Source organism: Bradyrhizobium sp. LB14.3 (assembly GCF_040547985.1).
Taxonomy (GTDB): Bacteria; Pseudomonadota; Alphaproteobacteria; order Rhizobiales; family Xanthobacteraceae; genus Bradyrhizobium.
Genome location: NZ_JBEPQT010000010.1, coordinates 83,113 through 109,950 on the forward strand (window position 1 = coordinate 83,113; position 26,838 = coordinate 109,950).

Annotated in this window: 20 protein-coding genes and 2 pseudogenes; 14 read left to right on the top strand and 8 right to left on the bottom strand. The window is 60.7% G+C overall.

The window, feature by feature from the left end; translation table 11 throughout:
- Positions 1–104 precede the first annotated feature (104 nt).
- Together ABIB00_RS19925 and ABIB00_RS19930 are read right to left on the bottom strand one after the other, a co-directional pair.
- Positions 105–311, bottom strand: a complete 207-nt coding sequence (locus ABIB00_RS19925; RefSeq protein WP_354105535.1) for a hypothetical protein — start codon at positions 309–311, stop codon at positions 105–107.
- A 126-nt stretch (positions 312–437) separates the two neighbouring features.
- Positions 438–1,616 (bottom strand): RHE_PE00001 family protein, encoded by a 1,179-nt coding sequence (locus tag ABIB00_RS19930; protein ID WP_354105536.1) that lies wholly within the window; start codon positions 1,614–1,616, stop codon positions 438–440.
- A gap of 2,307 nt (positions 1,617–3,923) precedes the next feature.
- On the opposite strand from ABIB00_RS19930, the gene repA reads away from it, so the two are divergent.
- The 6 genes and pseudogenes from repA to ABIB00_RS19960 all read left to right on the top strand — a co-directional run bounded on the left by repA (position 3,924) and on the right by ABIB00_RS19960 (position 9,641).
- A complete protein-coding gene (gene repA / locus ABIB00_RS19935; protein ID WP_354105643.1) occupies positions 3,924–5,126 on the top strand; it encodes a plasmid partitioning protein RepA in 1,203 nt (400 codons plus the stop codon).
- Positions 5,126–6,142 (top strand): plasmid partitioning protein RepB, encoded by a 1,017-nt coding sequence (gene repB / locus ABIB00_RS19940; RefSeq protein ID WP_354105537.1) that lies wholly within the window; start codon positions 5,126–5,128, stop codon positions 6,140–6,142. Before repA ends, repB begins: the two co-directional genes overlap by 1 nt.
- A 263-nt stretch (positions 6,143–6,405) precedes the next feature.
- A complete protein-coding gene (repC, locus tag ABIB00_RS19945) occupies positions 6,406–7,638 on the top strand; it encodes a plasmid replication protein RepC (RefSeq protein ID WP_354105538.1) in 1,233 nt (410 codons plus the stop codon).
- 512 nt (positions 7,639–8,150) lie between these two features.
- A pseudogene (locus ABIB00_RS19950) lies at positions 8,151–8,273 on the top strand (DUF736 family protein); the annotation flags it as partial.
- A 277-nt stretch (positions 8,274–8,550) separates the two neighbouring features.
- Positions 8,551–9,042, top strand: coding sequence for an IS66 family transposase (locus ABIB00_RS19955; RefSeq protein WP_354105539.1), 492 nt, complete (start codon positions 8,551–8,553; stop codon positions 9,040–9,042).
- A 29-nt stretch (positions 9,043–9,071) separates the two neighbouring features.
- Positions 9,072–9,641, top strand: coding sequence for a UPF0149 family protein (locus tag ABIB00_RS19960; RefSeq protein WP_354105540.1), 570 nt, complete (start codon positions 9,072–9,074; stop codon positions 9,639–9,641).
- A gap of 815 nt (positions 9,642–10,456) precedes the next feature.
- Here the strand turns inward: ABIB00_RS19960 and ABIB00_RS19965 are convergent.
- The 3 genes and pseudogenes from ABIB00_RS19965 to ABIB00_RS19975 all read right to left on the bottom strand — a co-directional run bounded on the left by ABIB00_RS19965 (position 10,457) and on the right by ABIB00_RS19975 (position 12,087).
- Positions 10,457–11,212, bottom strand: coding sequence for an SDR family NAD(P)-dependent oxidoreductase (locus tag ABIB00_RS19965; RefSeq protein WP_354105541.1), 756 nt, complete (start codon positions 11,210–11,212; stop codon positions 10,457–10,459).
- 237 nt (positions 11,213–11,449) lie between these two features.
- A pseudogene (locus ABIB00_RS19970) lies at positions 11,450–11,815 on the bottom strand (CopG family transcriptional regulator); the annotation flags it as partial.
- Positions 11,816–11,847: 32 nt separating this feature from the next.
- The gene (locus tag ABIB00_RS19975) at positions 11,848–12,087 is read right to left on the bottom strand and encodes a hypothetical protein (RefSeq protein ID WP_354105542.1); all 240 of its coding nucleotides are present in this window, start codon (positions 12,085–12,087) and stop codon (positions 11,848–11,850) included.
- 941 nt (positions 12,088–13,028) lie between these two features.
- Between ABIB00_RS19975 and ABIB00_RS19980 the strand changes: the two genes are divergently transcribed.
- Positions 13,029–14,585, top strand: a complete 1,557-nt coding sequence (locus ABIB00_RS19980; RefSeq protein ID WP_354105543.1) for a porin — start codon at positions 13,029–13,031, stop codon at positions 14,583–14,585.
- A gap of 254 nt (positions 14,586–14,839) precedes the next feature.
- Here the strand turns inward: ABIB00_RS19980 and ABIB00_RS19985 are convergent, their stop codons facing one another.
- Positions 14,840–15,748, bottom strand: coding sequence for a LysR family transcriptional regulator (locus tag ABIB00_RS19985; protein ID WP_247282215.1), 909 nt, complete (start codon positions 15,746–15,748; stop codon positions 14,840–14,842).
- Between the two features lie 344 nt (positions 15,749–16,092).
- Positions 16,093–16,965 carry an isocitrate lyase/phosphoenolpyruvate mutase family protein gene (locus tag ABIB00_RS19990; protein WP_354105544.1) on the bottom strand — a complete coding sequence of 291 codons (873 nt, stop codon included), beginning with the start codon at positions 16,963–16,965 and terminating at the stop codon, positions 16,093–16,095.
- A gap of 664 nt (positions 16,966–17,629) precedes the next feature.
- On the opposite strand from ABIB00_RS19990, the gene ABIB00_RS19995 reads away from it, so the two are divergent.
- From ABIB00_RS19995 to ABIB00_RS20025, 7 genes are all read left to right on the top strand, one after another.
- The gene (locus ABIB00_RS19995) at positions 17,630–19,210 is read left to right on the top strand and encodes an ABC transporter substrate-binding protein (protein ID WP_354105545.1); all 1,581 of its coding nucleotides are present in this window, start codon (positions 17,630–17,632) and stop codon (positions 19,208–19,210) included.
- 129 nt (positions 19,211–19,339) lie between these two features.
- Positions 19,340–20,326: an ABC transporter ATP-binding protein gene (locus ABIB00_RS20000; protein WP_354105546.1), complete on the top strand. Its 987-nt coding sequence runs from the start codon at positions 19,340–19,342 to the stop codon at positions 20,324–20,326.
- A complete protein-coding gene (locus ABIB00_RS20005; RefSeq protein ID WP_354105547.1) occupies positions 20,323–21,321 on the top strand; it encodes an ABC transporter ATP-binding protein in 999 nt (332 codons plus the stop codon). The genes ABIB00_RS20000 and ABIB00_RS20005 overlap by 4 nt, the downstream gene beginning before the upstream one ends.
- Positions 21,321–22,256 carry an ABC transporter permease gene (locus tag ABIB00_RS20010; protein WP_354105548.1) on the top strand — a complete coding sequence of 312 codons (936 nt, stop codon included), beginning with the start codon at positions 21,321–21,323 and terminating at the stop codon, positions 22,254–22,256. Before ABIB00_RS20005 ends, ABIB00_RS20010 begins: the two co-directional genes overlap by 1 nt.
- A 24-nt stretch (positions 22,257–22,280) precedes the next feature.
- Entirely contained in the window at positions 22,281–23,138 is an 858-nt protein-coding gene (locus ABIB00_RS20015) for an ABC transporter permease (RefSeq protein WP_354105644.1), read from the top strand.
- Positions 23,135–24,640, top strand: a complete 1,506-nt coding sequence (locus tag ABIB00_RS20020; RefSeq protein WP_354105549.1) for an alkaline phosphatase family protein — start codon at positions 23,135–23,137, stop codon at positions 24,638–24,640. The genes ABIB00_RS20015 and ABIB00_RS20020 overlap by 4 nt, the downstream gene beginning before the upstream one ends.
- A gap of 325 nt (positions 24,641–24,965) precedes the next feature.
- Complete coding sequence (locus tag ABIB00_RS20025) at positions 24,966–26,258, top strand: GSU2403 family nucleotidyltransferase fold protein (RefSeq protein ID WP_354105550.1); 1,293 nt, start codon at positions 24,966–24,968, stop codon at positions 26,256–26,258.
- Here ABIB00_RS20025 and ABIB00_RS20030 read toward each other — a convergent pair.
- A complete protein-coding gene (locus ABIB00_RS20030; RefSeq protein WP_354105551.1) occupies positions 26,255–26,440 on the bottom strand; it encodes a hypothetical protein in 186 nt (61 codons plus the stop codon). The two genes, ABIB00_RS20025 and ABIB00_RS20030, sit on opposite strands and share 4 nt — an antisense overlap.
- Positions 26,441–26,838 lie beyond the last annotated feature (398 nt).

Consider the following 26,838-nt stretch of genomic DNA (forward strand, 5'->3'; position numbering starts at 1 on the left):
CACGCAGTGACCGCGTGCACTGGTAAACGCCGCTCATGGAAACGATGAACATCCGGTCAAGGTTGAGTGGTGAGAACCCTTGCACGCCCGTATCATTGGGGGACTCATGGTGGTTCCCGCTGCGTCACCATGTGGTGCGGCCACTCCCTCGACTTCGCATTGGTGTTTGCCAGGAATTTATGGAAGGTACCCAGAAGCCCGATCGTGACCGGCAGGCCCGTCATGATCTCGAAGAAGCACCACGAAGTCGGCGTTAGAGTGCTTGTCGGCAGCGTGTGGATCCGCGTCAACTCCTTCAATGCCTGCGGCATCGCCGATTCCATCGACGCCTTTATGGGATCCCGTTTTCCGTGCTGCCTCACTGATGTTCTGCGGCGCACGAATGCTCGCCCATTACGCTCTTTGCAACGGAATTCACGTTGCTTGCGGCTCGCGCTCTACAGGATGCCCCACGCGCGATAGCGTCCCCGGCCAGTCGTCTCGCGAAGGTCGAGTTCGGCGACGAGGTTTTGGGCCGCACGGGGCGTGATCCCAAGCTCCGCCGCGATCATGCCGGACGAGACAATCGGCCGGGTCAGCACGTACTCGAGGAGCGCCGGCAGTTTTGAAGTGGCGCGCCTGCCGGTGAGTTTTCGGGCCAGCAGGTTTCTGGTCATCAGCCAGCGGTCGTGGTCCTTTAGGCCGGCCTCGGCGGCGGCCGTCATCGCCTCGAGCTGCACAACCAGCCGCGCTGCGACGTCACGTGCCCGCCGACGCTCACGCGAGATGCTTTTCAGCCCTCCATGCAGGCACAACAGATACCAGCGTGTCTTGCCGCGGTCGCGCAACACGCTAGCTGCGAGCAGGCACCCTAGCCAAGGCGTGTGCTCGAGCGGTTCAATCGCGTCCCAAGCATCCGCGGCGATTGCAGCCGCCAGAGTCGGCGGCAGCTTGCGGGTCTCATCGACGACGGCGCGCCAGTCGTCGAGGCGGCCGTCCTCGTCCCAGTCCGGATCGTAGACGAGCGAGTCCCGCTCTGGCCACGACCGAAGCTCGTCGGCGAGTCTGCGCTCCGCCTTGGCGTTGGCGGCGTCGACCGCAGCGAAGGCTGCGACCAGATGGGGATCGGCGTTCATGACGCCAAGCGGTCTGTCGAAACCCACCGCGTCCCGCTCTGCGTCCTCGTAGAGCCCGAGACGTTCCTCGACCTCCTCTCGCTCGCGCCGGCCCCGAAGGTCATCCAGTCCGGAAACCGACAGCGCCCAATTGGGCTTCGCGTCGGCAATGCGCCGACGGGCGCGCAGCACGGCGTGAGCCCGGGTCAGCTCGTGGGTGGGGGCGCGGACGTCCATGCCGGCGTCGTGGAGCACGAGGTCATCGAGGTGGACAAGTTCGCCGTCAAGCCACAGAGTGGCGCAAGCGTCGGCGAAGTGCATTCGGCTGATCGCACCGTCACGGATTGGGCTTTTGGCCAGTCGCTCGTCGAGGCGGGCGACAGCATCCTCGGCCGCGGCAAGCGGCCCCGCGAGCTGAGCCCAAGGCAGTGGATCGGCGATTTTGTAGCCGGAAGACAAGGCCTTGATAACCTTAAGAGGAAACGGCGAAACGGAACCTAACACACCTTTATGTTCCGTCATAGCGAGGCCTGTTCCCGCTCTCCTCTCGCTATCGATAAGCAGGCCTTATCGATCGGGTGACGCCGCAGTGGGATCAGCACGCGCAGCGCTGTAAATCACCACCGCCAAGCTTTAGATCAACCACAAATCGCCACTCGTGCCAACCCCCGGCCCTATTCCGGACCAGCCGCACCTTTCCGGTGACTGTGCCCTACCCGGCAAAGCAGGCCGCCCTCGAAAATCGGCCTTCGCGGAGGCAAGGTGAAGCGTAGGTAAAAACAGGCCCGGAAATTGACGCCCGCCGGACCGCCCTTGCCCAAAGGGAGAATGGCGTCCAACGAGCTGTGCGGTCTCAGGCTGCATCGGGACTGCGGCAATCAGCATCAGCTAGCTAATCTTCGAGCCCCTCCGCGGTGGCGCTGACCCAAAGATTAGTGCCGACGCCACGACACCCCCCTTCCCCACGGCCTGCGGCGACGTCAGACGCGTTCCGATTTGCTGCAGGCGAGCCAATAGCTCGCGTGCCTCGTCTCAGTCGCTGATGAGCGCGATGAAGGGCGATGCGCCGATGAATCTCCTCATACAGGCCGTCGCGGATTCCTTTTGGTGGGCCGTCCGCCGCGGAGTTGCCCCCCTTTTGGCACATCCGGGCAGAACTGGACGCCACGGTCGAGGAAAAAACTACGTCGGCTCGATCTCGAGCTCATGAGCGCGTGCCGATGCACTGTTCGGGTGAGGCGGACCTTTTTCCACCACCGTCAATTCCCGCGCCATCGCCTCGGTCTGCGAATTCTCGATATGCACGGCTATGGCATGCTCCTCTAGACGCAACCACCCCTAGGTGATTCCGATACAGGGAATACCGGAGCAGGCCCCGTTAGTAGGACCGCCCTGGCCTTCCAGTGACGGGCGGCCTCAGGTCGACGTGCGGCTCTTTGTGGTGCTGACTGGAACTTTATGGTTAACGGCTGATGAACGCCTCCCCTATTCTTCCATCCTTCCGCTCCCCCGCTCCCCTGCCCTTTCCGTCTCCGGACACGCGGCGCGCCGGCGCTTTGCTTCTATCGATGTCGTCCTAGCTGACTTCGATCCGTCCCGGGCGACAACAGCCTCGTTGGCCCGCGCCCGCGCCTGCGTGGTTTCAAGACAACCGGTGCGAGACCCGCGCGGGCAAACCCTCGGCGCGGTGCGACCTCGATGGTGGCGGAAGGCGCCAAGGAACAGCGTAAACTGGAAGCCTCCGCCGACACATGCGCATTCGCCCTCGGCTGCGAGCGGGAATGGGCTGCACCGTCGTTGATCCGCAGTGTGGCCCGTTCCGCGAAAGAGAAGAGATGCCGTTCCTTCCGAACTGGATTGGCCGAGACCGGCTTCGGCGACACTGATCGCCCGACCGGCTCCGGTCTACCTCTTGCCCGTCGCGCCGCGGTGCCCTCCTCCATCCCTGCTGCTGTCTTAGTCCCGCCAGTCGCGTGGGACCAAGCAACCCGGGATGGCACGGCGGATGATCCGCATAGGACACCCGCGAAGGATAACAGGTCCTCAACCCCGTGCCTAAGCTCGAACGCCTGCCGCGCGAGGTGCACTGCTTCCGGGGTGTTGTGCCGCTTGGGAGCCGACTATCCGCCAAAGCCCTTGATCGTCACGGTATGCGGGCTGACGTCGCGGTCGTGCTGTGCGAGCGCGACATGTTCGCAGCCGATGATCATGCTTCGAGGGTGGAACGGCGGCTGGGAGCGCGCCGGCGGTGAAAGAGGGCACTTTCCCTCGCTGCAGCGCTCGCCGGGTCGGCTCGCTATTCCAAGCCAGCACGCCACGAGTCGGTGCAAACGCAAGCGCCCGCATCTGGTGATGCGCTGGACGACTTGCTCGTAACGGGTCGCGGGACTCTCGACCTGCCATCCTTCCGACCTGCCATCCTTCGCGTCTGCACGGTCTAGCGCCCCGCAGCGGATGTTCGGTTGCGGCTGAGCGGAGCGCGCCAGGGCCCAACGCTGAGTTTTGATCCGAATGGGGCGGTGCTAGAGTTCGAGCGCGAGTCGAATGTGGGAACTGCGTCGGGACGACTGGAGAAAGTTGACCGCGGTCAACTTCTGTTTAAGAGCGGCGCCTTTGGAACCGCAGCAGCCGTGCAGGCAACGTGCCGAGAGTTGACCGCGGTCAACTTTAAACTACCCGTGGCCCGATTCGGACCGTTAAGGATTGGTTTACCCTTTAACTGTTGCGAGACCGGCCAGAATCGGGCGTAATAGCCACGCTTTGCGCATGCCGTGTACCCGAAATTCGTAACTACGCGAGAAAGCCGTGGCCCTGAACGACCAACAAGCGATGGCGTCAATCACGCCTGGCGCGCCGCAGGCGATCCACGACACGATCGCGGCAGACGCGCGGGAACTGTCGGCGAAGCTGCACGCCCACCGAACGAAGCTGTTCCCGCCAAAGGCACGCAAGCATCTGCGCCGCTTTACATCTGGCGAAGTCGCTAAACTCGTCGGCATTAATGACGGCTACCTCCGCCAATTGTCGCTGGAGGGCAGGGGCCCTCAGCCGGACACCAGCCCATCGGGTCGAAGGTCGTACACATTCGACGATATTCAAAGTCTTCGTGCTTATCTCGATGAATCCGGCAAGGGCGCGCGCCGATACCGACCGTATCGCGTCGCGGGCGAACAGTTGCAAGTCATTGGCGTCGTTAATTTCAAGGGAGGGTCGGGGAAGACCACCACGGCCGCGCATCTCGCCCAACATTTCACCTTGCAGGGCTATCGAGTGCTGGCGATCGATCTGGATCCGCAGGCTTCGCTCTCCGCGCTGCACGGCTATCAGCCAGAGTTTGATGTCGAGGAAAACGGAACTTTGTACGGCGCCATCCGCTACGACGATGCGCGTCGCGAACTGAATGAGATCATTCGGCAGACTTACTTTTCGGGGCTCGACATCGTTCCCGGCAACATCGAACTGATGGAATTCGAACATGAAACCCCGAAAGCGCTAGCTGCGCGCCAGTCGGGTGATCCGCTGTTCTTCGCCCGCGTTGCCCGTGCCCTCGCCACGGTCCAGGACCGCTACGATATTGTCGTGATCGATTGTCCGCCTCAACTCGGATTTCTCACGCTTTCTGCGCTCTGCGCAGCGACGGCAATTCTGATCCCTGTGCATCCGCAAATGCTCGATGTCATGTCGATGTGCCAATTTCTAATCATGACATCCGACCTCCTTGCCGTCGTGGCCAAAGCAGGCGGCAACATGAATTACGATTGGATGCGCTATCTCGTCACGCGTTATGAGCCCGGCGATGGACCGCAGGCCCAAATGGTCGGCTTTATGCGCTCGCTGTTTGGCGACCGCATGGTCACGAACATGATGCTGAAAAGTACGGCGATCTCGGACGCCGGCATCACGAAGCAAACGCTCTATGAGGTCAGCCGCGATCAGTTCACACGGGCTACCTACGACCGCGCGATGGAATCGCTGGACAGCGTCAATGGTGAAATCCAAAGCCTCATCCAGGCTGCGTGGGGGAGGGCCTAATGGGTCGAAAAAACCTGCTTGCTGACCTCATCGATGACAAGTTGACCGCGGTCAACGAACAACCGTCAGGTGAGCCCAGCGACAATCGCAGACCAACCCAGCCAACACTCGGGTCGCGTGGGGCTGTCGGCGCCATGAGCCGTTCACTCGAGATGCTGTCCGCGGAGCGCGATGCCGCCAAGGCCTTGACCGAGCAACTCACCACCGGTCAAACCGTCATCGAGATCGCCCCAGATTTGATTGACGCCTCGATCGTTCCCGATCGTATGACCAGCGTGGACGAGAAGCACTCTGCTCTCGTTGAATCGATCCGCGCCAATGGGCAGTTGGTGCCGATCCTCCTTCGCCCGCATCCGTCCAGCCCGGGCCGGTTTCAGATTGCCTATGGCCATCGTCGCGTTCGTGCGCTCGCCGAACTTGGCCGCCCTGCGCGGGCCGTGGTCCGCGACCTTAGCGACGAAGACCTGGTGGTGGCACAAGGCAAGGAGAATGGTGAGCGGGAGGATCTGTCCTTTATTGAGCGGGCAACTTACGCCGCCGCGCTCGAGGATCGTGGATTCAAGCGCGAGATCATCATGGCGGCGCTCAGCGTCGACAAGACGGAGCTCTCCCGCCTCATCACGGTCGCGCGGGCCCTTCCCCGGAGCCTACTCGATGCAATCGGGCCAGCGCCAAAAACCGGCCGCCGGCGCTGGATGGAGTTGGCAGAGCGGCTTGTAGGTCGCCACGACCAAAAGGTATTGGCCGACAGCGTTGCCAGCGATCGGTTTGTGCGCGCTACTTCCGATGAACGGTTCGCGATAACTTTCGCCGCGCTGGCGCCCCGCAAGCCTAAAGTTGCACGGTCGACAACCTGGGCGGACGACGGAGGCAAAAAGATCGTGAAGATTGAACGTCGCGCAGATCGCATCACGCTAGCTGTAGATGAAAAGGCCGCGCCTGCGTTTGGAGACTTTGTGATTTCGCGGCTGCCGGAACTCTACCGGGCATTTCTCGATGGAGGCACCGATGAGTGACATCGGGCGTCTTGCCGCTTTGGATATGGCGCTGCCTGGACCTCACACGGTTGGGCAGCGCGATGCGTACCCGCGTTTCCGTCCTCTCACCGTAGGAGCATAGCGGAAAAGAAAAAAGGCCCCCGGAACGTCTCCGTCCGAAAGCCTTCTCTCGTCACGTTTGGCGACTGACAGAGAATCACTTTCACGAATCGCAGTCAAGCGTCTTTAGCGACGGCACCGTTTTGGTGAGCGGATTTTCTTTGCCCGCATGAGGCAAAGACATGCAGTCACACTCCCCAACGACGCCCTTTGGGCGGCGATCGCTGACGCTTGCCCATGTGGCAAGCCAGATGGTCGCAACCGAACGTCCTCCCGAAAAGATCGTGCATAAGTGGAAGATCTTCCACGCCATCTGCACGGCGCGGCCGCGCCTTGGCGTGTCGGAGCGCGCGCTGTCGGTGTTAAATGCGCTGCTGACCTTCCATCCTGAGACGGCGCTGACAGGGGAGGATGATCTGATTGTTTTTCCGTCAAACCATCAACTCACCCGGCGCGCGCACGGCATGCCGGCATCGACGCTGCGGCGCCATCTCGCTGTGCTGGTCGACGCGGGCCTGATCGTTCGGCGCGACAGTCCGAATGGCAAGCGCTATGCGCGGAAGGACAATGCTGGCGAAATCGAGCTCGCCTTCGGCTTCGACCTGTCGCCGCTGGTGGTGCGCTCGGAGGAGTTCGAGAGCCTGGCAGCCGATATCGAAGCCGAGGCCCGCGCGCTCAAGCTCGTACGAGAGCGCATTACGCTGTGCCGGCGCGACATCGCGAAGATGATTGCAACGGGCATTGAGGAAGCCGTCCCGACGCGAAGGGGAGGGCAGGGGCCTGCCGATTGGCAGGTTGTCCACGCCGCCTTCCGCGCGATCGTCGACCAGATTCCGCGCACGGCTACGCGCCAGGAGCTCGAGCCGATCGCCGACGAGTTGTCTCAGCTCGCCGACGACGTGCTCAATCTTCTGGAAACACATATCAAATCTAAGAATCCGAGCGCCAATGAGTCCCATTCTGAGCGCCACATACAGAATTCAAATCCAGATGCCCTCATTGATCTTGAACCTAGCCTCCGAGAAGGCAGGGCGGCGGGAGCTGAGCCAAAGCCTCAACCATCGCGAGTCGGGGAGGGGGCGTATCCATTGGGAATGGTCCTGAGTGCATGTCCGGACATCGTCGATTATGCGAAGGGCGGGATTTCAAACTGGCGCGATTTCCTGGCCACAGCGGCCGTCGTGCGATCGATGCTGGGGATTAGTCCGAGCGCCTGGGAGGAGGCGCAAAAGGTTATAGGCGAGGTTCCCGCAGCCATCGTCGTCGCGTGTATCCTGCAGCGCGGGACGGCGATCAATTCCGCTGGCGGTTATCTGCGCGGTCTGACGCGGAAAGCCGAGGTCGGCGAATTTTCGCTTGGCCCGATCCTGATGGCGCAGATCAATTCTCGCCGGCGAGACAAGCAGCGGGCGTGAGGCGATGAGGCGCCGTCCCGAACCTAGCGTTTGTCGTGGATCGAAGAGGCCAGTCCAACCGGCTGCTGCGGTGTCGACGCAAAGCCGTTCGGAGAGATCGTCATGGCAAAAGTTCCCCCAATCCTCACGCTGTTCTTCCAGCCTCGTGATGAAGGCGCTGAGCAGCCGATGTATGTGCGCGGTTCGCGGACTCAGGGCCAAGTCCTGGGGGACGCTAATCTCGTCGGACGTAGAGATGGTCGAGCAAGCCGTTCTGGTGCAACAGACATTCACCGTCTGGTGCAACTCCGACCCATCCAACCGCAGCCGTGTAGCGAGAGTCTTTCGATGAGCTTCTGGAGAAAGCCTACTCGAAGAGACGAGATCGGCGCCGCAATGACGGACCGTTCTGCTCGATGGGAGTGGGTGCGGTTCTCCTTTGAGGGTCGGCGCCGGGCGGCACCGTTCTCAACTCATGCAGAGCACCGCGTAGTATGGATCTACGTAGGCCTCGCAGAAGATATTCGACCCGAGGCGAGTACCTGTCTATCAAGCGGGACAATCCGAGCTTCCCCGCGCCGATCTACGCCACCCAGATTAAGGTTGAGGGGGAGAAAGGCATGCAGTTGATCTGGTTGCGACCGAACCAGGACTGAGCGTCCCGCCAGAGGGCTCTGCCGTGACGCGAGGCCTTCTTCCTATCTTGGCAAGACACGCCCATGGCCGTCGTCGAAACCATAGAAGAACCGCGGCCCAAGCAGCGCGACTGCCGCTCCCCGCCGCGCACGCGACTTGAGCCCATTCACTCGCTCGTTTGCGCAATTGCTGACGTCGGTGCAATCCATCTTCGTTCGCGTTTCGCCCCGTAGCACCAGAGCTGCAAGGGCATCGGTCGCCGCGGCTGACAAGGTCCAACCGAGATGACCATGCCCGGTGTTGTCGAGCATCGAAGCAGAGATCCGCGGCAGCAGTGCCGAGCAGCGGCTGGCCGCCCGCTGCACCAGGGCTGGACCGCTGATGGCAGCGCTCAAGGCGCGACTGACCGAGATGGTCGACCAGCTCTTCTCCCAGTCGAAGCTGACGGAGGCCATCAACTACGCGCTCAACCACTGGGACGGGTTGAGGCTGTTTCTCCGCGACGGCCGCATCGAGGTCGACAGCAATACGGTCGAGCGCTCCATGCGCCCGATTGCCATGGGAAGGCGCAACTCATTGTTCAGCGGCAGTGAAGGTGGCGCCGAGAGCTGGGCGATCCTGGCGTCGATCGTGAACACAGCAAAGCTCCATGAGCTCGACCCGCAGGCCTACCTGGCCGACGTGCTGGAGCGCATCGCCTCCGGGCGAACCAAGAGCCATCAGCTGCACGAGATGCTCGCCTGGAACTGGAAGGCGGCCCGCCAGCGCACTGCGCAGGCCGCCGCGTGAGCCCACGTCGCCATAAAGCATCGTCGTCGATGGCCGCCGCCGCGATGCCGATTGCGGACCTCGAGCGATGGCTCCAGGCTCGCGTCGATCAGCATCCTGCCGCCACCAATCTCCCCATGCTCGACGGTTACGTCGCCGCGATCGTGGCCGGACCAGTGTCGATGAGCCCGCTCGACTGGATCTGCCCACTGCTCGCCATCGATGCCGATGCTTTCAACCACGGCGGCACCCCGGAGTTCGCCGCGATCTCCGCCGTGGCGCTGCGCCATAACGAGATCGGTCAGATCCTTTCGACCACGCCTGGCCAGTTCGCCCCGATGCACCGGCGCAAAATCAACGGCGACGTCGAGGTGCCAAGGTTTTTATGGCGCGATGCGGCTCAGGCTGTCGGCGTGGGCGCCGTTGCTGGACACCAGCAATGTCAATCACGGCCTGCTTCTGCCCATTCTGCTGCCCTCGACGTCCGGCGGAATATCGGCGTAAGCGCGCCAGGTCTCGCGGCTGCTTTGTGGTGGTCCGAGCAACGGCTGCTCCTGATCGTCGCGACAGTGGCCATCCGCCAGTACTGGATGCCGATCCGCTACGCGCGCGCCCGCTGATCACCGCAAACGTGGGACCTCATACCGGTTAGACGTCCTGGACGAAGCGAATGATCTGACTGCGAGCTTATGAGCGGCGCGGACCGTACCGGAAAAAACCGTCGGCGGGACCTCGGGCGCCCAGAAGATAGTCTGTTCAATGAAGGATCAGTCAGCGTGGTGGCGACCAACCGGCCCCAACGGGGCCGCAACTCCGCTCACGGCTTCCAATTGATCCTTGGCATTTTGCTCCCGTGCCTTTTGGCACGATTGCGCTTCTTTTTTGAGGGTTCGTCAGCTGCCGGACGCGTCAAATCGTCGGTAATTACCCGGTCATCGCGTGATGCAGCCGATCGACAAAGCAAGGGATGAGTTTTTTCTTCTATTACGCGACACTAGAGGTTCGGATTTGGAATGCCTGCTCGCAACAGAAACAAATATCTATACCGTGGGGCGGAGGTATCGAATGCAAGTCTAAAGCGAGCAGGCTCACGCTTGAACTCGATGTGCGTACCTATGGACTACCTGGGGCGGTCTGCTCCGCCGCGTCGGATGTCGCGCAGTCTCTCGTATGTCACAGTGTGCTCGTCGCGGGGGGCCGCGTCGGAACCACATCGGCAGCCTCGGCACTAAGGAGATAGCTTGTTCGCTTGTTCAGCGAGCCCTTTAATCTTAGTCCCTTCAGATTTGGTTTGCTGCCGAAAATGAGCAAGTCAGTTCTGCTCTCGTAAGCAGATCTCGCCTGGTGGGGACGTTCCGTGTCGGAATACACGGCGGGAGCATGGCCCCTCGGCTATTGCACAAGGCGATTATGACTGCGTTGCGGGAGTCATCCGTCAACGCAATCCTCCGCTCGCCGTAATGATCTCACCCGTCACCCATGACGCATCATCCGAGGCGAGAAAAGCAACTACCTTCGCAATATCATCGGGGCGTCCGAGGCGCCGGAGTGCGGTTCGATTTACTGTCATTTCTTCCAGTTCCGCCGTAAGGACGCGGCGCGTCATGTCCGTATCAGTGGTGCCGGGGGCAACCGCATTTACGCGCACTCCGCGGGGACCGAGTTCGCGCGCTAGCGCAACGGTGATGGCCTCCATCGCAGCCTTGGTTCCCGCGTAGACGGCGTAGCCCGGGCCTGGGAGACGAGCACTTATCGAGCTGATATTGATGATAGCGCCTCCTTGCTCGTCAAAGACGCGCGCAACGGCCTGAGCCCCCAAAAGAACGGACTTTACGTTAGTTGCGAACTGTTGGTCGATGTCAGCCTCTTCGATTCGTTCAACGAATCCCGATTCCGCGACACCCGCGTTGTTCACAAGGACGTCCAGCCGTCGGCCGGCTGCATTGAGACGCGCCGCCGCATGCCCTATAAGGGATTGGAGCTGACGAATATCTGCAATATCCGCTTGAAAGGTTTCCGCCCATCCTCCAGTTGCAGCAATGTCGGAGACCACTTGCTCGGCTTTCGCCTTTGATTCACGAAAATTGATGATCACGTATGCGCCTTCGTGCGCCAGTCGGCGGGCAATTGCCGCGCCGATGCCACGAGAGCCGCCCGTCACCAGAACGCCTTTACCGTCTAATCGTCCCATCCATTGAATCTCCGAAAGCGAGGCAGCACATAGGAAATCGTTCCGCGCTTGCTTTATTCAGCTAAGGACCTTTTCGATTTGATCAAGATCTGAGTTCAAGGCGCATCAATCGTTGCGCATGGGCCGTGCACGGTCTTGGATCGCCACTGCGGCTGGATTTTCGTCCACGCGGCAAGCGATCATCTGACTAGTCGACGCCCCTTCACGTCGACTCGCTCTCCTGGGTATCCTCCGGGATTGTCGCAGATTCGGTCCTTGACTGAGCCGTCGTCCGAGTGCCGTGACGAAACTGTCCCACCGCGCGCTCCCCTGCGCCCGCGCCGCCTTCGCAGCCGGTTCTGGGAGCGGCGGCGTCGTGGTGAGCCTGAATCGAACGAACAATGCCAGCGTCTCGACCGAGATCCCCGTGTCGCGCTCAAGCCGTGCGATGCGGCGATCGACTTGATCGAGGCGCTTGGCAATCGCTGCTTCCCGACGCTCGTCCACGTCCGGTGACAGGAAGGACGCAATGGCGGCTTCGGCGATAAGCGACATCGACTGCTCGCGCCGGACGGCATAGGCGGACAGCGTCTTCATGACGTCCGGATCGAGATACACCGACATCTGGACCTTCTTCTTCGGCGCGATGCCTTGCCTCACAAGCCGAGATCGTCGCCGGGATCGAGCGATGCCTGGCGCGCAACGCCCTGCATCATGTCGGTCATGCGCCTGAGCCGCGGGGCATCCTCATCGAGGTCGTCTGCAAATTCCGAAGCGAACTCGTTGTCCGGGGATTCTTTCTTCTCCGCGGGTTCGCGATCCAGTTCCGGCTGCTGCCGGCGATCGGCCGTCTTCGAATCCTCTACGTCGCTCTCGTTGTCGGCCGAAGCCGGCACGCTTGTCGGGCGTGGCGGCAGTGGCCGTGAACTCCAGTCGTCCGGCCGGAGGTCACTGGGCTTGGTCAGCGGCGGAGGTGTCAGGATGCGCTCCTGGAAACGCTTGTCCTCGTAATAGCGCGCCTGAAGGCGACCGACGGCGTGGTCGCCAGCTTGTCGGCAGCGCCAGCGTCCGTTCTGCCGTGAGCTCGGTCAGCAGACGGTCCGGCAACGGCTTAACCCCATCATCATCCTCGTCCTCCGGCTCGGCACGGGCGGATCTCGGCCCCACATAACCCGCAGCAGAAATTCGGGCATCAACGGCGGAAGGCCTGCCCGAAGGACTGCCTGACGCATGCTCGGGCCTGGACAGTTTTTGCAGCACCATTGAACGAGTGGCTCGATGCGGGCTGCCCTAACGTCTTTGTTGCAGTCGTTGAATTCGGCCGTTCCAGCCACCCGAGAACGGTTGGCCCACTCGGCTGGTAACGACCTCGCCAAATTACTTAGGCTACCGCTGTCGTCCGCCTTACGCCGCTTCGCCATGATCGAAAAACTGTGTTGGTTTTCAGCTCGTGCCCTTGGCACCCTCGCTTGAGCCCGAACCAGGGGAAACACGTTATCGACTTCGCGAGCCCCGGCAGCCCCGAGTAGAGTGTTGGGTGCAAGTGCGGTCTCTCGCTCTAAGACCGCCTCTCTCTATCTCTGCGCCACGATGTGCGCGGCGGCGACGCAAAACGGTTGTCGCTAGGATGTCATCCTCTGCTCGCGTGGGGTGCGCAGCGACACGGCTTGCCCTACGCATTGCGGTCGAGAGGTCGACTGGACGATCTCCAGTTCTCATGTGATCCATCGTCAAATCCGAACCTGCCATCGGATTACTTGATCTCCGTCACCAAACGATTGCGTCCCAACGATACTGCGTCGGCCGCACAAATGCTGACCTCCAGTGGATAGGGACAATGACACTCTCAGAAACGAACTTTCGCTTACTTCGAACAATCAAGAATGTTGTTTTGACTCTTGCGTCGGCGTCTCTCGCGTCGAGTGGGGCACACGCTGCTGACCTGCCAGTCAAAGCCAGAGCAGTGGAGTACGTGAAGGTTTGCTCACTGTACAGCGCCGGCTTCTACTACATCCCTGGCTCGGACACTTGCATCAAGCTTGGCGGATATCTGCGCACTGACTTTGTCGCGAATAGCAACAGCGATTTTGACCCGGCCGCCAATGGCGTAGCGGGAGCACGCAACCGTTTAAGCCACAGCTACACTTGGCGCGCTCGTGAAGGACTGAGCATCGACACGCGCACCGCGACTGAGTACGGCCTCGTTCGCACCTATTTCTCGGGCGTGTTCACCTGGACGTCGGGCGGCTATACTGGCGCCGGCACGAGCGCCGTCAATGGGGCGACCGCTTACACAACGTCGACCGCTTCACAGGTCGCTGGTGGTTCGCTCGGCGTCTACTCCGCCTTTATCCAGTTCGCAGGCTTTACGATGGGTAAGGCCGTCTCACAGTTCTCGGCGCCCTGGACCAACTATCCAGGCAACGAGTTCGATGATCTTCCGGGCGGCGGCGGATGGGTCACGGGCGTGAACCAGTTCACCTATACCGCCGACTTCGGACAAGGCATCACGGCTGCTTTCTCAGCTCAGGATCAGGTCGCCTACGGCACGACCAATATCTGGAATGTAAGTGGAGCAACGGCGGCCGTCCTCGCGACCGGTGCATATGGTACCAACAACATCGGCGGTTCATCGTCTCCAGATCTCGTCGCGATGGTTCGTATTGACCAGGCGTGGGGTCTCTTCCAGGCGTCGTTCGCGGCGCATGACAACCATGCTGGGTACTACGGTGGCGACGAGGCGACCGGGCATCCGGACGACAAGTGGGGCTGGGCTGCTGCTTTGGCCTTGTCAATCAAGAACATCCCGACTGGACCCGGTGACACGATCAACGTGTCAGGCGCTTATACCAACGGCGCGACCCGCTACAACTTCAACGACTTGATGCCAACCACCTACGCGATGTACGGCGGCACGGGGCTGGCAGGTGCTTATCAAAGCGTCGGCCTGGCGGGCTTGTCTGACTCCGTGTTCGTTGCCGGTGCGGGCCAGGAGCTAACCACGACGTACGGCTTCCATGCTGGTTACACACACAACTGGGATCCTCATTGGAATAGTGCCATCTACGGCGGCTGGGGCGCCGTTCGGTATAACAGCGCAGCGAAGGGCTACATCTGCGGTGCATTCGTAGCCAACCTTGCGCTGTCGAGCGGCAATGCTGGCTGTAATCCTGATTTCAACTATGGGGTTGTCGGCGTCGTCACGCGGTGGACACCGGTCAAGAACCTGACCTTCACGGCAGATCTCGCCTACACCATGCTCGACCAAAAGTACGCGAGCGGAAGTACAGTGACACTGCCTGTGCAGTCTGCGGTCGCCAAGCCGGCGGCTCTTTACGAATTGAAAGATCAGAGCACGCTGACCCTGCTCTTGCGGGCTCAGCGGAACTGGTGAGGCTCTGTCTAAACCAGCGGAAGGAGAAAAGAGGGCTCAAAGAACGAAGTTAACCTCCAAGGAGGCCTCCGGCATGCCCGCCGGGGGCCTTCTGCAATTAGTATCTAAATCAGAGCTGAGCATACGGCGGTTTTCAAACGGCGTTGAAGGACCGTTTTGGGCCGAGCTTCGTCGTTGCAGGCTTTGCTCTCACGTTCAAAAAACGGGTGCTAGGTTGAGATCTTCAAGCAAGTTGGAATGCTGCTACGACAATCTTATGCCGTCTCCGCAAGGGCGGTCTTCTTACAAAGACGAACGAGCCACCGGCAAAAAGCGCGAGACATTTCGGGATTATCGCCTCGGTCGACAGCATAGGCGCGATACTGCATGCCGCTGGGAGTGCGCGATCGTGGAATCACATTGAGAGCTCCACCACGTACCAGGTCACTTACAATGATTTCGGGCGCGACGAGAAGACATTTGCCCGTCATCACCGCCGGCAGGGCCAGGTAATTGTGATCATATCGCGCTCCCGATTTTATATCCTTTGGGGTCAGGTTCATGGCCCGCAGCCATGTCGGCATTATGTCGGGCCGGGATGTGATGTTCAGGATGGGTACTGTGCGAACAACCGGGAGGCTCTTGCCATCGACGTGATTTGGTGAGCCCACACATACGAGTTGCTCGTTGTAGATTTCCCAATCATCTGCCGGCTCGATGACGGAAAGATCCCGTGTGATCAAAATGTCGTAATCGTCGGACGACGTCGGTTGCGAAAGTGAGCTAATCACATCCACAACTACGCCGCCCATTTCATTAGAAAAAGCTTGAAGATTTGGAATCAGAAAGGCGTAAGCGAAAGTCGAGAGTGACGTGCGGACTACAATCCGATTGGTGTCTCGACGATTCCGTCGGCGCATTCTCTTAGCGGTGAAGCAAACGGTATCCAGCGGTTCTGCAACCGTGTTCGCAAAAAGCCGTCCGAATTCCGTCAATTCGCTACGCCGGCCGCGACGCTGCATGAGGTCACTGCCCAGATACTCCTGCAGCACGGCGAGGTAGCGGCTGACGGAACTCTGGGTCATTCTCAAGGCGCTAGCCGCGCGGGTTACGCTTCCCTCGCGCGCAATTGTGACGAATACCCGGATCGCATTGAGTGGCACTTCATCCGTTTCGGTAGCCATTTTGTGCTCCGGAATTTCGGGCATGCCCGTCAGTTCTCGCAGGAGGGCATTGCCAGAAACCAATAGTCCATCACATTATTCGATGATCGCAGCCGGGTTACTAGATACCAACTGCAGGTCGCGCGCGAAAGCGATTTCGCTCAGACGCGGTGCAATCCGTGCGAACGAGCTCACTTCTAGGTGCGCACATTGGTTTCCAAAGGCGCGACGAAATCGTGCCGCTAGATCGGCTGGCGTGATCGCTCTTTGCGCGGTAGGAGAGGGGCGTTTACAGCAATTGTCGAACAGCAAAAACTGCGCCCGAGCAGAGCTCAGACGCAATGACGCCGTCTTGGACAAGAGATCTAGCGAAGGAAGCGAGCTTCGGCCGCCTTGACGCTATCCACGTTCTGGAGGTCGAAAATCTCTTCGACCGGCAGAATATCCTTGTGGACGTTCTGGACGCCGCCATCGGCAATGATTCGGCGGAAGGTCTCTCTCATCGTAGTTGCAGCAGCGCGGATACCGTAATTGCCGTAGATCATTACGCGGATATTCCCGAGTGCTTTGACCCGCTCGGCGTCGAGATCCGGGTACGCGTTCGGCACGATCGCTAGCGGCACCGATCCGCCCCAGGCGCGCGAAAAGCTTTCGATCTCTGATGCATCCTTCTTTTTCGAATGGATCAGCACCATTTCGGCGCCGGCCTCTACGTAAGCTTTTGCTCGGTGCAGAGCTTCCGTTTCGCCGAGACCCGCAATCAGGGCTTCGGTGCGGGCGATAACGAGAAAATTTGGGTCTCGTCTTGTCGCAACAGCGGCCTCGATCTTGCCTTGGAACTCCTCCACGCGAAGCAGTTCCTGGCGTCCGCCAGCCATAAGGCTCGTCACTTTCGGAAATGTTTTGTCTTCGATCACCACAGCGCTGGCGCCAGCTCGCTCGTATTCCTGAACGGCGTGGATCACATTGATTGCATTGCCATAACCGGTGTCAATGTCAGCGATGATCGGCAGCGTCGTGCGTCCAGCGATCGAGCGGAGCATGTCGAGATGCTGGGTCATCGAGATCAGGCTCATATCGGGCAGACCGTAAAGCGCGGAGAGTTCGAAGCCCGATGCCCACAAAGCATCGAACCCGGCCTCTTCGGCCAGCAGAGCCGAAAGAGGGCTATGGGCGGCCATGACATGGATGAGACTGGTCTCGTCCAGGCGAGTACGAAGGCGTTTGACAGAGGACATCGGAAAAATCCTTCTTTCGCGGATTCGGCTGGCCTTCACTGAGCGGGGTCACGTCGGCGCCCTGATCGCGCAATTGGGCCGCGCAAGCGGTCGTGACCTTGGCTTTTGAGGGACGGACGACATCTGAGCCGGTCTAAAACGAGAGACAAGAGTCAGCACCTGAGTGAAAAGCGGAAATCTTGCCGGTTTCTAATTGCTCTTAAGCGGGCCGACCAATGGTGTGATCGCATTCTTGCGATCTAATGATCAACCATCTCGATGATGGCGTCGTGTCTCGTTGCACCTCAGAGCTGGTCAAGAAGCTAGGGGGGACATCGTTTCCGCGCGACACTTGATCACTCGAGACCATGTTGGTTGCGCTAACAGTGAGAGCGCTGATGACGTTTTAGTTGGGCAGCGTCCTCAGCTCAACCGGTAGCGACCCAGTTCCGAGGAGGCACCGTTCTCTGCCCGGAAGCCTCATGTCATCTCATCTGCGCACGTGAACATCGACTTAGTCGATGAATGTCATCGCAGCGTAGTATTTCGCGGCTCTAACGTCGGACACGTTTGGCAAGCACGAGATCAGCGATCTTAGTTTTCGGCCTCTGCGAGGATCTGCTGAACGCCGCAAGGTCAAGGCTATGCGTTCCGTACTGATTGAAGCGAATTCCGGGAGACGGTGATGACCCGCAGCCATCTGACACGGCGAGAGGCTTTGACTGGTGCGGTCGCAGCAGGTTTGTTGCCGACCGCGAGCGCCGTCTGGGCTGAGAGCGACGGCAAGAAACCAGCCCGGCGGCGATTAAGAGTTGGCATGTCGGGCTTTCCCCGCACGTTTGACCCAGTCATCGCAACCGACACCGCCATTCGGCGGATCATGCCACAGCTGTTTGAGAGCCTCATTGGCTTTGACCACGCCAATGGGATGGCGCTGCGGCCGGCATTGGCCGAACGTTGGGAGCGAGTTGATGCGCAGTCGCTGCGGCTGTTCCTGCGCAAAGGCGTGGCGTTCCACGACGGAAGCCCGCTGACTGCCGAAGATGTCGCCTTTAGCCTCGGGCCCGACCACCTCTTAGGACCGGGCCGCAGCGGAATGTCCGATGCGCTGCAGTCGCTGGACCGGATCGACAAAGTGGATGTCGTCGATCCCTATACGGTCATTGTCCACGCCAAAGGGAACGACGCACTGCTTGAGCAGCGTCTGGCCTCCTGGGGAGCGGAGATCGTCTGTAAGCGCGCGTTCACCGCCGCGGGCTCGTGGGAGCGCTGGACGGCAGCTCCTGTAGGGAGCGGCCCGTACAAGCTCGTCAATCACAAGCTCGACATCCATGTCACGTTGACTGCGCACGATGCATATTGGGGCGGACGGCCACCATTTGAGGGCGTCGAATATCGCATTGTCCCCGAGCTTTCCGCGCGCGTGAACGGCCTTCTTGCCAACGAGCTCGACCTCATCACTGACATCCCACCGGATCAATTCGAGCGTATCGAGAAGCGCGCCGATCTCCAGATCTCGGGCGGGCCAGTACAGAATATCCGCTCGCTCGTGCTCGACCAGAACGATCCAGTGCTGAAAGATGTGCGGATCCGCCGTGCGATGAGCCTTGCGCTCGATCGCAAGCTCTTGATCGAGAGCCTGTGGGCGAACCGTCTGCCGATTCCGAATGGCTATCAACTCGCGAGTTATGGCCAGGGCTACATCGAGGATTTCCCCGCGCTGCTTTATGATCCTGATAAGGCCAAGGAGCTGGTCGCTGCGGCGGGCTACAAAGGAGAGCCGATCATTTATCGGCTCCTCAACAACTACTACCCCAATCAGATCTCTGGCGCGCAAACCATGATCGAGATGTGGCGTGCAGTCGGCCTGAACGTCAAAATCGAGATGATGGAAAACTTTGCCCAAGTTCAGCGCCAGCCGGTGCGGGCGATCTTCGACACCTCCAACACGGCGTTGTTTCTGGATCATCTCGGCCATCCCTGGCGTGAATACGGCCCGAGCGGCGCCCTGCCGAAGTCGGTTGGGGTCTGGAAGAACGAGGAGTATTTCGCCTTGGGCGCGCAGCTCCTGGAGACCGCTGAGCCCGAGCAGCGCCGTCCAATCGTCCGCCGCATGCTCGAGATCATCAATGAGGTCGATCCGCCCTGTGTGATTTTGCATGTGTCCGGCCAGTTCTATGGCAAGCGGCGCGACGTACCCTGGTTGCCGGGGCTGACGCTCGATCTCAATTTCGGCCCATTCAACAGCGCCTTGATCCGGACCTGATTCAGGATGAATGACGCGTTCCTCCACTTGCGCGCAGCACCACCACGCGGGCTGCCCGGCTCCCGCAATCCCTACGACGCCGCCCCGCCAGGAGCAGCCGCGACGACGCTGGCAGGACAGGGAGATCAGATGACACGAGTTCTTGAGATTACTGGGCTGCAGGTCGCTTTCGACCAGGTGCCGGTGCTGCGTGGAATAAATCTTAGCCTCCGCCGTGGCGAAGCGCTGGGCATGGTCGGCGAAAGTGGTTGCGGAAAGTCGGTGACTTGGCTTGCGGCGCTTGGCCTCTTGGGGTCGCGCGCCCGGACGGCAGGCAGCGTACGCTTTGCTGGCCAAGAGCTTCTCCATGCTCCCGCCCGTCATCTGGAACAGGTGCGTGGTGGCCGAATTGCAATGATCTTTCAGGATCCGACCAGCGCGCTCAATCCCGTGCGTACAGTGGGCGATCAGATTGGCGAAGCTCTGCAGCTCCATCGTGGAATGGACAGGCGCAGCGCGCTGAACGAAGCGCGTCGCCTGCTGGATCAGGTCGGCATTCCCGATGCGACGCGGCGGCTTGGCGCCTATCCGCACGAGTTTTCCGGTGGGCAGAATCAGCGGGTCATGATTGCCATGGCGCTTGCGGGACAGCCGGACGTCCTCATCGCCGATGAACCCACCACCGCTTTGGACGTCACTATTCAGGCGCAGATCCTTGAGCTTCTGCAAGAGATTCAACGCGAAAGAGGCATGGCGCTGGTCCTGATCTCACATGATCTGGGCGTTGTCGCCGAGATCTGCGAGCGCGTGCTGGTGCTTTACGCCGGGCACATCATTGAAGAAGCACCCGCCGTGCGTCTGTTCGACCATCCCACTCATCCATATACACGCGGGCTTGTTGGGGCCCTCCCGAATGTAGACGGGCCTCGGCAGCGCCTCGCCGCCATTCCCGGTGTCGTTCCGAGCCCGGCGGACCTTCCGCCAGGATGTCCCTTCGCGCCACGCTGCGACCTGCGCACGGACCGCTGTGGCGAATGCACTGTCGAATTGACTTCTGTGGACGATAATGTCGACCACAGAATTGCCTGCCTGCATGTCACCGGCCAGCGGTGCCAGGACGAGACCGTCGCCGCATGACGATGACGGTCGCACCGCTTCTCCAAGCCGATGGGCTTGTCCGGCGATATTCCTTGCGCCAGGGCCTGTTTCGGGGTCACTCGACGGTCCACGCCGTCAATGGACTGTCGCTGTCTCTGGCCAGCGGCGAGACGCTCGGACTTGTTGGCGAATCGGGCTGCGGAAAATCCACCGCGGGCCGGCTTCTCATTGGCCTGGAACGACCGGATGCGGGCACCGTCAGCTTCGGCGGAGAAGAGTTGCCGCCGATGAGCGATATCCGTTGGCGGCATCTCAGGATGCGAATCCAAATGGTATTTCAGGACCCGCTGGGGGCGCTCGACCGCCGGTTGACGATCGGGGCGCAAATCGCAGAACCGCTCGAAATTCATCGGATCGGCCGCAAGTCCGAAAGAGCGGACCTGATCAATAGGCTCCTCGCTGACGTTGGCCTCAGAACCGATCACGGGGCGCGCTATCCTCATGAACTCTCAGGTGGCCAACGCCAGCGTGCGGTGTTGGCACGAGCACTCGCGACCGATCCGGACCTCATCGTGTGCGACGAGCCGGTGTCCGCGCTCGACGTCTCGATCCAGGCTCAAGTCGTCAATCTTCTGCGTGACCTGCAGGAGCGGCGGCACATGGCGATGATCTTCATCAGCCATGACCTGCGCGTCGTTCGGCAGATCAGTGATCGCATCGCTGTGATGTATCTCGGCTCGATCGTCGAAGAAGGCTCGCCCGATGCAGTTCTGCGCGCCCCCTTGCATCCGTATTCAAAAGCGCTGGTTTCTGCCGTACCCAGGCCTGGACGGCGTAGCGAGCGGACGATCCTGCAAGGTGATCCGCCCAATCCATCGGCGCGGCCCGCCGGCTGCGCCTTCCATCCACGTTGTCCGGCGGCTCTTCCGGCCTGCGCACGGATTGTGCCCGAGCTCACATCCGTAGGCGCAGGACGCAGGGTCGCTTGCCATTTGATCAACAGGGATGGTCTCCAAGTTGGGAGCGTCGCCTGATGACCCGCTTCATCATGACTCGGGTGGCTCGCGCCGTGCTCACCATAGCGATGGTAGTCACATTCGCCTTCGTGGTTCTGCGAGCCTCTGGCGATCCCGCTCGCGCGATGCTGTCGCCTGAAACGTCGGCCGACGCGGTCGAGGCGTTTCGCAAGGCTTGGGGGCTCGATGCACCACTCTGGGTCCAATACGTAAAATATCTTCTTGCGGTCGTCCACGGAGATCTCGGCCAATCCATGCGGGACGGGCGTACTGCCGCCACGGTTGTTGCCGAACGCATCCCGGTCACGCTGATGCTCACTGCTCCGGCACTCGCCCTCAATCTTCTCCTAGGCATTCCGGCCGGCATCTATGCAGCCCTCAAGCGCGACAGTTTCACCGACCGTCTGGTGATGATGGTGACGGTAGCGGGCTTCACCGTGCCTTCATTCGTGCTCGGGCTTGTACTCGTGCTCGCCTTTGCGGTCGAGCTTCCCTGGTTTCCTTCAGGTGGTGCGGGCAGCGTGCGCCATATGGTCCTGCCGGTGGTCACGCTTGGCCTTGGTGGCGCGGCCGTTCTGGCTCGTTTCACCCGCAGCGCCATGCTCGAGGTGCTCGGGCAACCCTATATCCGCACGGCGAGTGCCAAGGGAGTACCGTGGCGCAGAGTCGTGACGGGCCATGCCCTGCCCAATGCCGCCATACCAGTGTTGACCATCGTGGGTTTGATGGTAGGCAACTTAATCGCGGGGACGGTGCTCGTCGAAAGCGTCTTTTCCTGGCCGGGAATCGGCAGTCTGCTCGTCGTCTCCGTCGTAAGTCGCGATCTGGCTGTGGTCCAATGCATCTTGCTGCTGGTGGCAGCCGCCATGATCGCAACGAACCTCGCAGTCGATCTCCTTTACGGTATGTTCGATCCGCGTCTGCGCGATACGCGCTCTGCTGGAGGAGCGTAGATGGCGGAAATGTCTGCCGGACAGATGTCGTTTGCTGACGCTAAGAAGAAGAGAGTACTTCGGTGGCGCAACGTTGCTGTGCAAGGCGCCATCGCTTGGCTCGCGCTCATGCTCGTCATCGCGATCCTGGCCGATCGTCTCGCTCCCTATGATTATGCCGCACTTGATCTTCGGCATCGTCTCGCCGCGCCTATTGGCTTCGGCGGGCACGTATTGCATCTGTTCGGCACCGACGAGCTTGGCAGGGACCTGCTGGCTCGCTTACTGATATCGATCCGGATGAGCCTTTTCATTGCTTTTGGAGCCACGTTGATAGGCGCATGCCTGGGTACCACGCTCGGCTTTCTCGCCGCCCATTTCCGCGGCTGGGTCGAACAGGTCATCCTCGCATGTGTCGATTTCCAGGCCAGCATGCCGTTTCTCGTTCTAGCGCTCGCGGTACTTGCATTCGTGGGTAACTCTCTGCTGCTCTTCGTGGCCCTCCTTGGCCTTCATGGCTGGGAGCGCTACGCGCGCGTCACGCGCGCGCTCGCGATGAGCGCGAACACGCAAGGCTATGTGGTCGCCGTACGCCAGCTGGGCGCAGGACCTTGCCGCCTTTACCTGCGCCACATCCTACCGAACATCGCCTCAACCTTGATCGTCACCATGACTCTTGCCTTTCCGGATATTATTCTGCTCGAGAGTGGTCTGAGCTTCCTTGGTCTGGGCGTGCAGCCCCCGCTCACCTCCCTCGGCAATATGGTCGGCTATGGTCGTGACTATCTGACCCGCGCGCCCTGGATACTCGTCCCCTCTTCGCTGATCATCTCGCTCACCACACTGTCCATCTCGCTGGTGGGGGACTGGCTGCGCGACCGCATGGACAAGACATTATCGTGAAGGCCTCTGTAACTTCCCCTGCTACCCGCCGCGTCATCCTTGTCAGTTTCGATGGGCTCCGTCCCGATCTTATAAATGCTACAGCGACTCCTCATCTTCACAGGCTGCAGCGCCAGGGCGTGACCCTCGGCCGGAATGCCACGGTCTATCCGAGCGAAACGCGGGCAGCGATGCCTAGCCTTGTTACCGGCGCATCACCCGGGCGCCATGGCATGGTTGGGAACCAATACCTCGACCGTGCAGTGGTGCCGTCCCGCTACGTCGACACGGCGGATGACCAACTGGTCGAAACCCTGGATACGTTGAGCGGCGGGCGTCTCATGGGCGTGCCATCGCTCGGCGAGGTTCTTGCCGCCCACGGCAAGACGCTCGCGGTGCTCGCGTCGAATTCTGCCGGGACGACCCGCTTGTTCAACCACAAGGCGCGCACGCTCGGTCATCCCACAATCTCGGGGCACTTCGCGCGGCTCGCGACTTCCCGATCTCTTCTCGAGGCGCTGAATGCTCGAATCGGTCCGCCCCCGGCGCCCCCGCCAGCAGGAACGCCCGACCTCGCAGCGCAGAGCTATCTGACGGCCGCTTTGCTCGACATCGTCTGGCCACAGCTTCGGCCGGACGTCACCATTCTCTCCTTTGGCGAACCGGACAGCTCGTCTCATTACTGCGGCACGGCAGGGGTACGGACCTTGGAAGCGCTCGCCTGGGCCGATCAGCAATTCGGTCGCGTTCTGGACTGGTGGGAGGCTGAAGGCCGGCGGCAGGACGTCCACATCATTGCCGTTTCAGATCATGGACACGTGAGCGTCCATGCGCAGGCTGACGTTCACCAAGTGCTCAGAGATGCCGGATTCCGCTGCGGCTCGGCGCCCGGACAAGACGTAGATGCGATAATCGTTCCCGGCCAGGTCGGAGCCATTTATCTGGCAGACCCCTCGGAGCTGAAGATCCGGCGGGCCGTCGCAGCAATGACCAAGGCGCCGTGGTGCGGACCGATCTTCACCGCTGGACGAAATGACGTCGACGGCATCGCGCCGGGCAGTTTTGCGCGACAGCTTGTGATGGCAGATCATGCCCGTTCCAGCGACATCCTGTTCTCCTATCGCGCCGATAGTGAATTCGATCCATTCGGCCTCATCGGCCGAACCTGGAGCAACGACGCGCCGATCGGACTGGGAGTACATGGCGGCTTGCATCCTAAAGAGTTGGCGGCGGTCGGCATTCTCGCCGGACCTGCCTTCCGCTCGGGCAGCCTTTCAGAAGTTCCATCGGGAATCTGCGACATCGCGCCGACCATCCTGCATCTCCTGGGAATTGCCGCCCCTAGCCAAATGGATGGGCGCGTCCTCAACGAGACGTTTGCGACATTGCCCCGGGCTGCACCCGCGTCGGTCGTAGAGACCGTCTACGAGGCAAGCTCCTCCACTTACCACCAGGTCTTGCGCCGCATGCAGGTAGGACCGGCAGCCTATATCGAAGGCGGCTTTGCAGAGAACGCCGCGTGAACTTGGTGGCTTTCGCATGCGGGAGCGGGACCGGCAGCGAGCGCCGGCATGCTGTCCCGCAGCTCGTCCGGAAGCGGCGCCATCTCCAAGCAAGCGCATGTGGCCAGAGCGCGAGCTAATCGGGCCGAGGAGTATCAGGAACTCTTCCGTAGCCGTTTTGCCCGGAGCCGGTACGACGGTGCTCTCCGGGTCGATCTTGCCAACTACGAACGATGGCTGCCGAAGCATCTGAGAGAAGCTTTCAAGCACTACGAAGAAGGCGTCCGCCTGCGGGTGATTGAAAACGAAGCAAGTCGACCTGGTGCCTTCGTTGGACGATCGACAGTTGGCAGATCTCATCTCTCAATTGGATCGCGATGTTGCGTACGCGGAAAATGAAACCGATAGACAGGCGCTGGACCGGTGGTTCGATGGGGCGGGTAGCAAGGCGGATGGACGGCAGCCGGATGGAGACAAAAGTCCCGGTTTCAACAGTTTGGCTACATCTGCGATGGAACTGTTGAAACCGTTGATTTTTAATGATAAATACGGTTTCAACAGTGAGGGACGTCATACTAATCGAAGTGTTGAAACCATGGATTTTCAAGAGCTTAACAATGATCAGCGCCGCGAGGTGGTCAATAGCCAGCAGCGCTTTCAGGCCTTGCGGGATGCCAAGGAGGCGTACGATGCTCATCGCGGTTCCCTGACCTGGATTGAGTCCAAAGGCCACGAATACCTCGTCCGGAGCTACTACGATAAAGCGGGCCTCCGAAAGCAAAGCTCGCTCGGCACGCGCTCGGCCGAAACCGAAAAGATGAAGGTCGACTTCGAGGCTAAGCGAGCAGCGGCGGAAAACCGACTGAGGAACTTGCGCGACACGATGGACCGTCAAGCCGCGGTCAATCGCGCACTCGGCTTGGGTCGCGTCCCTCTGATCGGTGCCCGCATCATGCGCGCTCTCGATGGCTTCGGAATGTTAGGTTCCGGCATTCGGATTCTCGGAACAAACGCCATCTACGCTTATGAGGCCTCCTCCGGCGTCAGAATCGATCCTGGCTTGGCCACGACGGAAGACATCGATCTTCTGTTCGACGCGCGCGGCGGCCTTACGTTTGTGGCGGACGACGACGTTTCCGAGTCTTCGTTGCTGAAGATACTCCAACGTGTCGACACCAGCTTCGAGCGCGCCAAGCAGACGTTCCGCGCCGTAAACCGGGACGGCTATCTCGTCGATCTGATCAAACCTATGCAGAGCCCTCCTTGGAAGAAGGCCCCGGATAAAATCGGCTCGGACCCCGAAGACCTGACTGCCGTTCAAATCGAAGGACTCGATTGGCTGCAGAATTCGCCGGCTTTCGAGGCAACCGCGATCGACGAGAAGGGCGAACCGGTGCGCATCGTCGCTCCAGACCCGCGGGTTTGGGCCGCCCATAAGCTTTGGTTGTCCCGGCGTGCGGACAGGGAGCCGCTCAAGCGACAACGAGATGCAGCACAGGCGGAAGCCGTCGGGGCTCTGGTCGCGAACTATCTCACTCACCTACCATTCGACGCAGAGCAGCTGAAGATGCTTCCGAAAGAAGTGGTAGACAGCGCGGAGCCGCTTTTCGCTAAGAGAGACACCGCGGCCCGCGCCTAACAGTCAGGATCGAAAGACTGAGGGCCGGCATATCCGGCGCCGATCATCGGCGGCACCATGATGGTGATCCGCATGATGCTGCTGCTCATCGGCATGCCGACGATCATCGTGAGCGGCATCATCACCGGCATCATCATCCCCTCCACCAGCACCAGCACCATCCCCAGCATCAGCACCAGCATGGGCGCCGCCGCGGACTTGTGGGGCCACTTTGAAAACGACTCGGCTATCCCGTTGATAATCCAGGACCTCGCATTTTGAAAATGACTCGGTTTTGACTTTAAGAACGATTCGATCACCCCGTTGTTCGCTTTGAAAACGACTCGACTGCGGAAGTGGTCTGATCCCAGCGTCGCGCCGCCTCCGCTTCGGCCTCCCTGATCAGCCGCGGACGATGCCGGCTCGCAACCAGCTTCGCCAAGTACGAACACAGCGGGATCCAGACGAGGAAGAACCATACCGGCCCTCCGCCGATGATCGGCTGAGCCGCCACCACCAGCAGTCCCGCCCAAACACTTCGGATCGGCGGCGGATGGGCAGTTGAACCGAGGTCGGCGCATTCGGATGTCGCCGCAAGCGC

What these genes read in the sequence shown, in the direction of transcription:
- ABIB00_RS19925 (WP_354105535.1), bottom strand. Translation starts at nt 311, where the DNA reads ATGCCGCAGGCATTGAAGGAGTTGACGCGGATCCACACGCTGCCGACA.
- ABIB00_RS19930 (WP_354105536.1), bottom strand. Translation starts at nt 1,616, where the DNA reads ATGACGGAACATAAAGGTGTGTTAGGTTCCGTTTCGCCGTTTCCTCTT.
- repA (WP_354105643.1), top strand. Translation starts at nt 3,924, where the DNA reads ATGGCGTCAATCACGCCTGGCGCGCCGCAGGCGATCCACGACACGATC.
- repB (WP_354105537.1), top strand. Translation starts at nt 5,126, where the DNA reads ATGGGTCGAAAAAACCTGCTTGCTGACCTCATCGATGACAAGTTGACC.
- repC (WP_354105538.1), top strand. Translation starts at nt 6,406, where the DNA reads ATGCAGTCACACTCCCCAACGACGCCCTTTGGGCGGCGATCGCTGACG.
- ABIB00_RS19960 (WP_354105540.1), top strand. Translation starts at nt 9,072, where the DNA reads ATGGCCGCCGCCGCGATGCCGATTGCGGACCTCGAGCGATGGCTCCAG.
- ABIB00_RS19965 (WP_354105541.1), bottom strand. Translation starts at nt 11,212, where the DNA reads ATGGGACGATTAGACGGTAAAGGCGTTCTGGTGACGGGCGGCTCTCGT.
- ABIB00_RS19980 (WP_354105543.1), top strand. Translation starts at nt 13,029, where the DNA reads ATGACACTCTCAGAAACGAACTTTCGCTTACTTCGAACAATCAAGAAT.
- ABIB00_RS19985 (WP_247282215.1), bottom strand. Translation starts at nt 15,748, where the DNA reads ATGGCTACCGAAACGGATGAAGTGCCACTCAATGCGATCCGGGTATTC.
- ABIB00_RS19990 (WP_354105544.1), bottom strand. Translation starts at nt 16,965, where the DNA reads ATGTCCTCTGTCAAACGCCTTCGTACTCGCCTGGACGAGACCAGTCTC.
- ABIB00_RS19995 (WP_354105545.1), top strand. Translation starts at nt 17,630, where the DNA reads ATGACCCGCAGCCATCTGACACGGCGAGAGGCTTTGACTGGTGCGGTC.
- ABIB00_RS20000 (WP_354105546.1), top strand. Translation starts at nt 19,340, where the DNA reads ATGACACGAGTTCTTGAGATTACTGGGCTGCAGGTCGCTTTCGACCAG.
- ABIB00_RS20005 (WP_354105547.1), top strand. Translation starts at nt 20,323, where the DNA reads ATGACGATGACGGTCGCACCGCTTCTCCAAGCCGATGGGCTTGTCCGG.
- ABIB00_RS20010 (WP_354105548.1), top strand. Translation starts at nt 21,321, where the DNA reads ATGACCCGCTTCATCATGACTCGGGTGGCTCGCGCCGTGCTCACCATA.
- ABIB00_RS20015 (WP_354105644.1), top strand. Translation starts at nt 22,281, where the DNA reads ATGTCGTTTGCTGACGCTAAGAAGAAGAGAGTACTTCGGTGGCGCAAC.
- ABIB00_RS20030 (WP_354105551.1), bottom strand. Translation starts at nt 26,440, where the DNA reads ATGCTGGTGCTGATGCTGGGGATGGTGCTGGTGCTGGTGGAGGGGATG.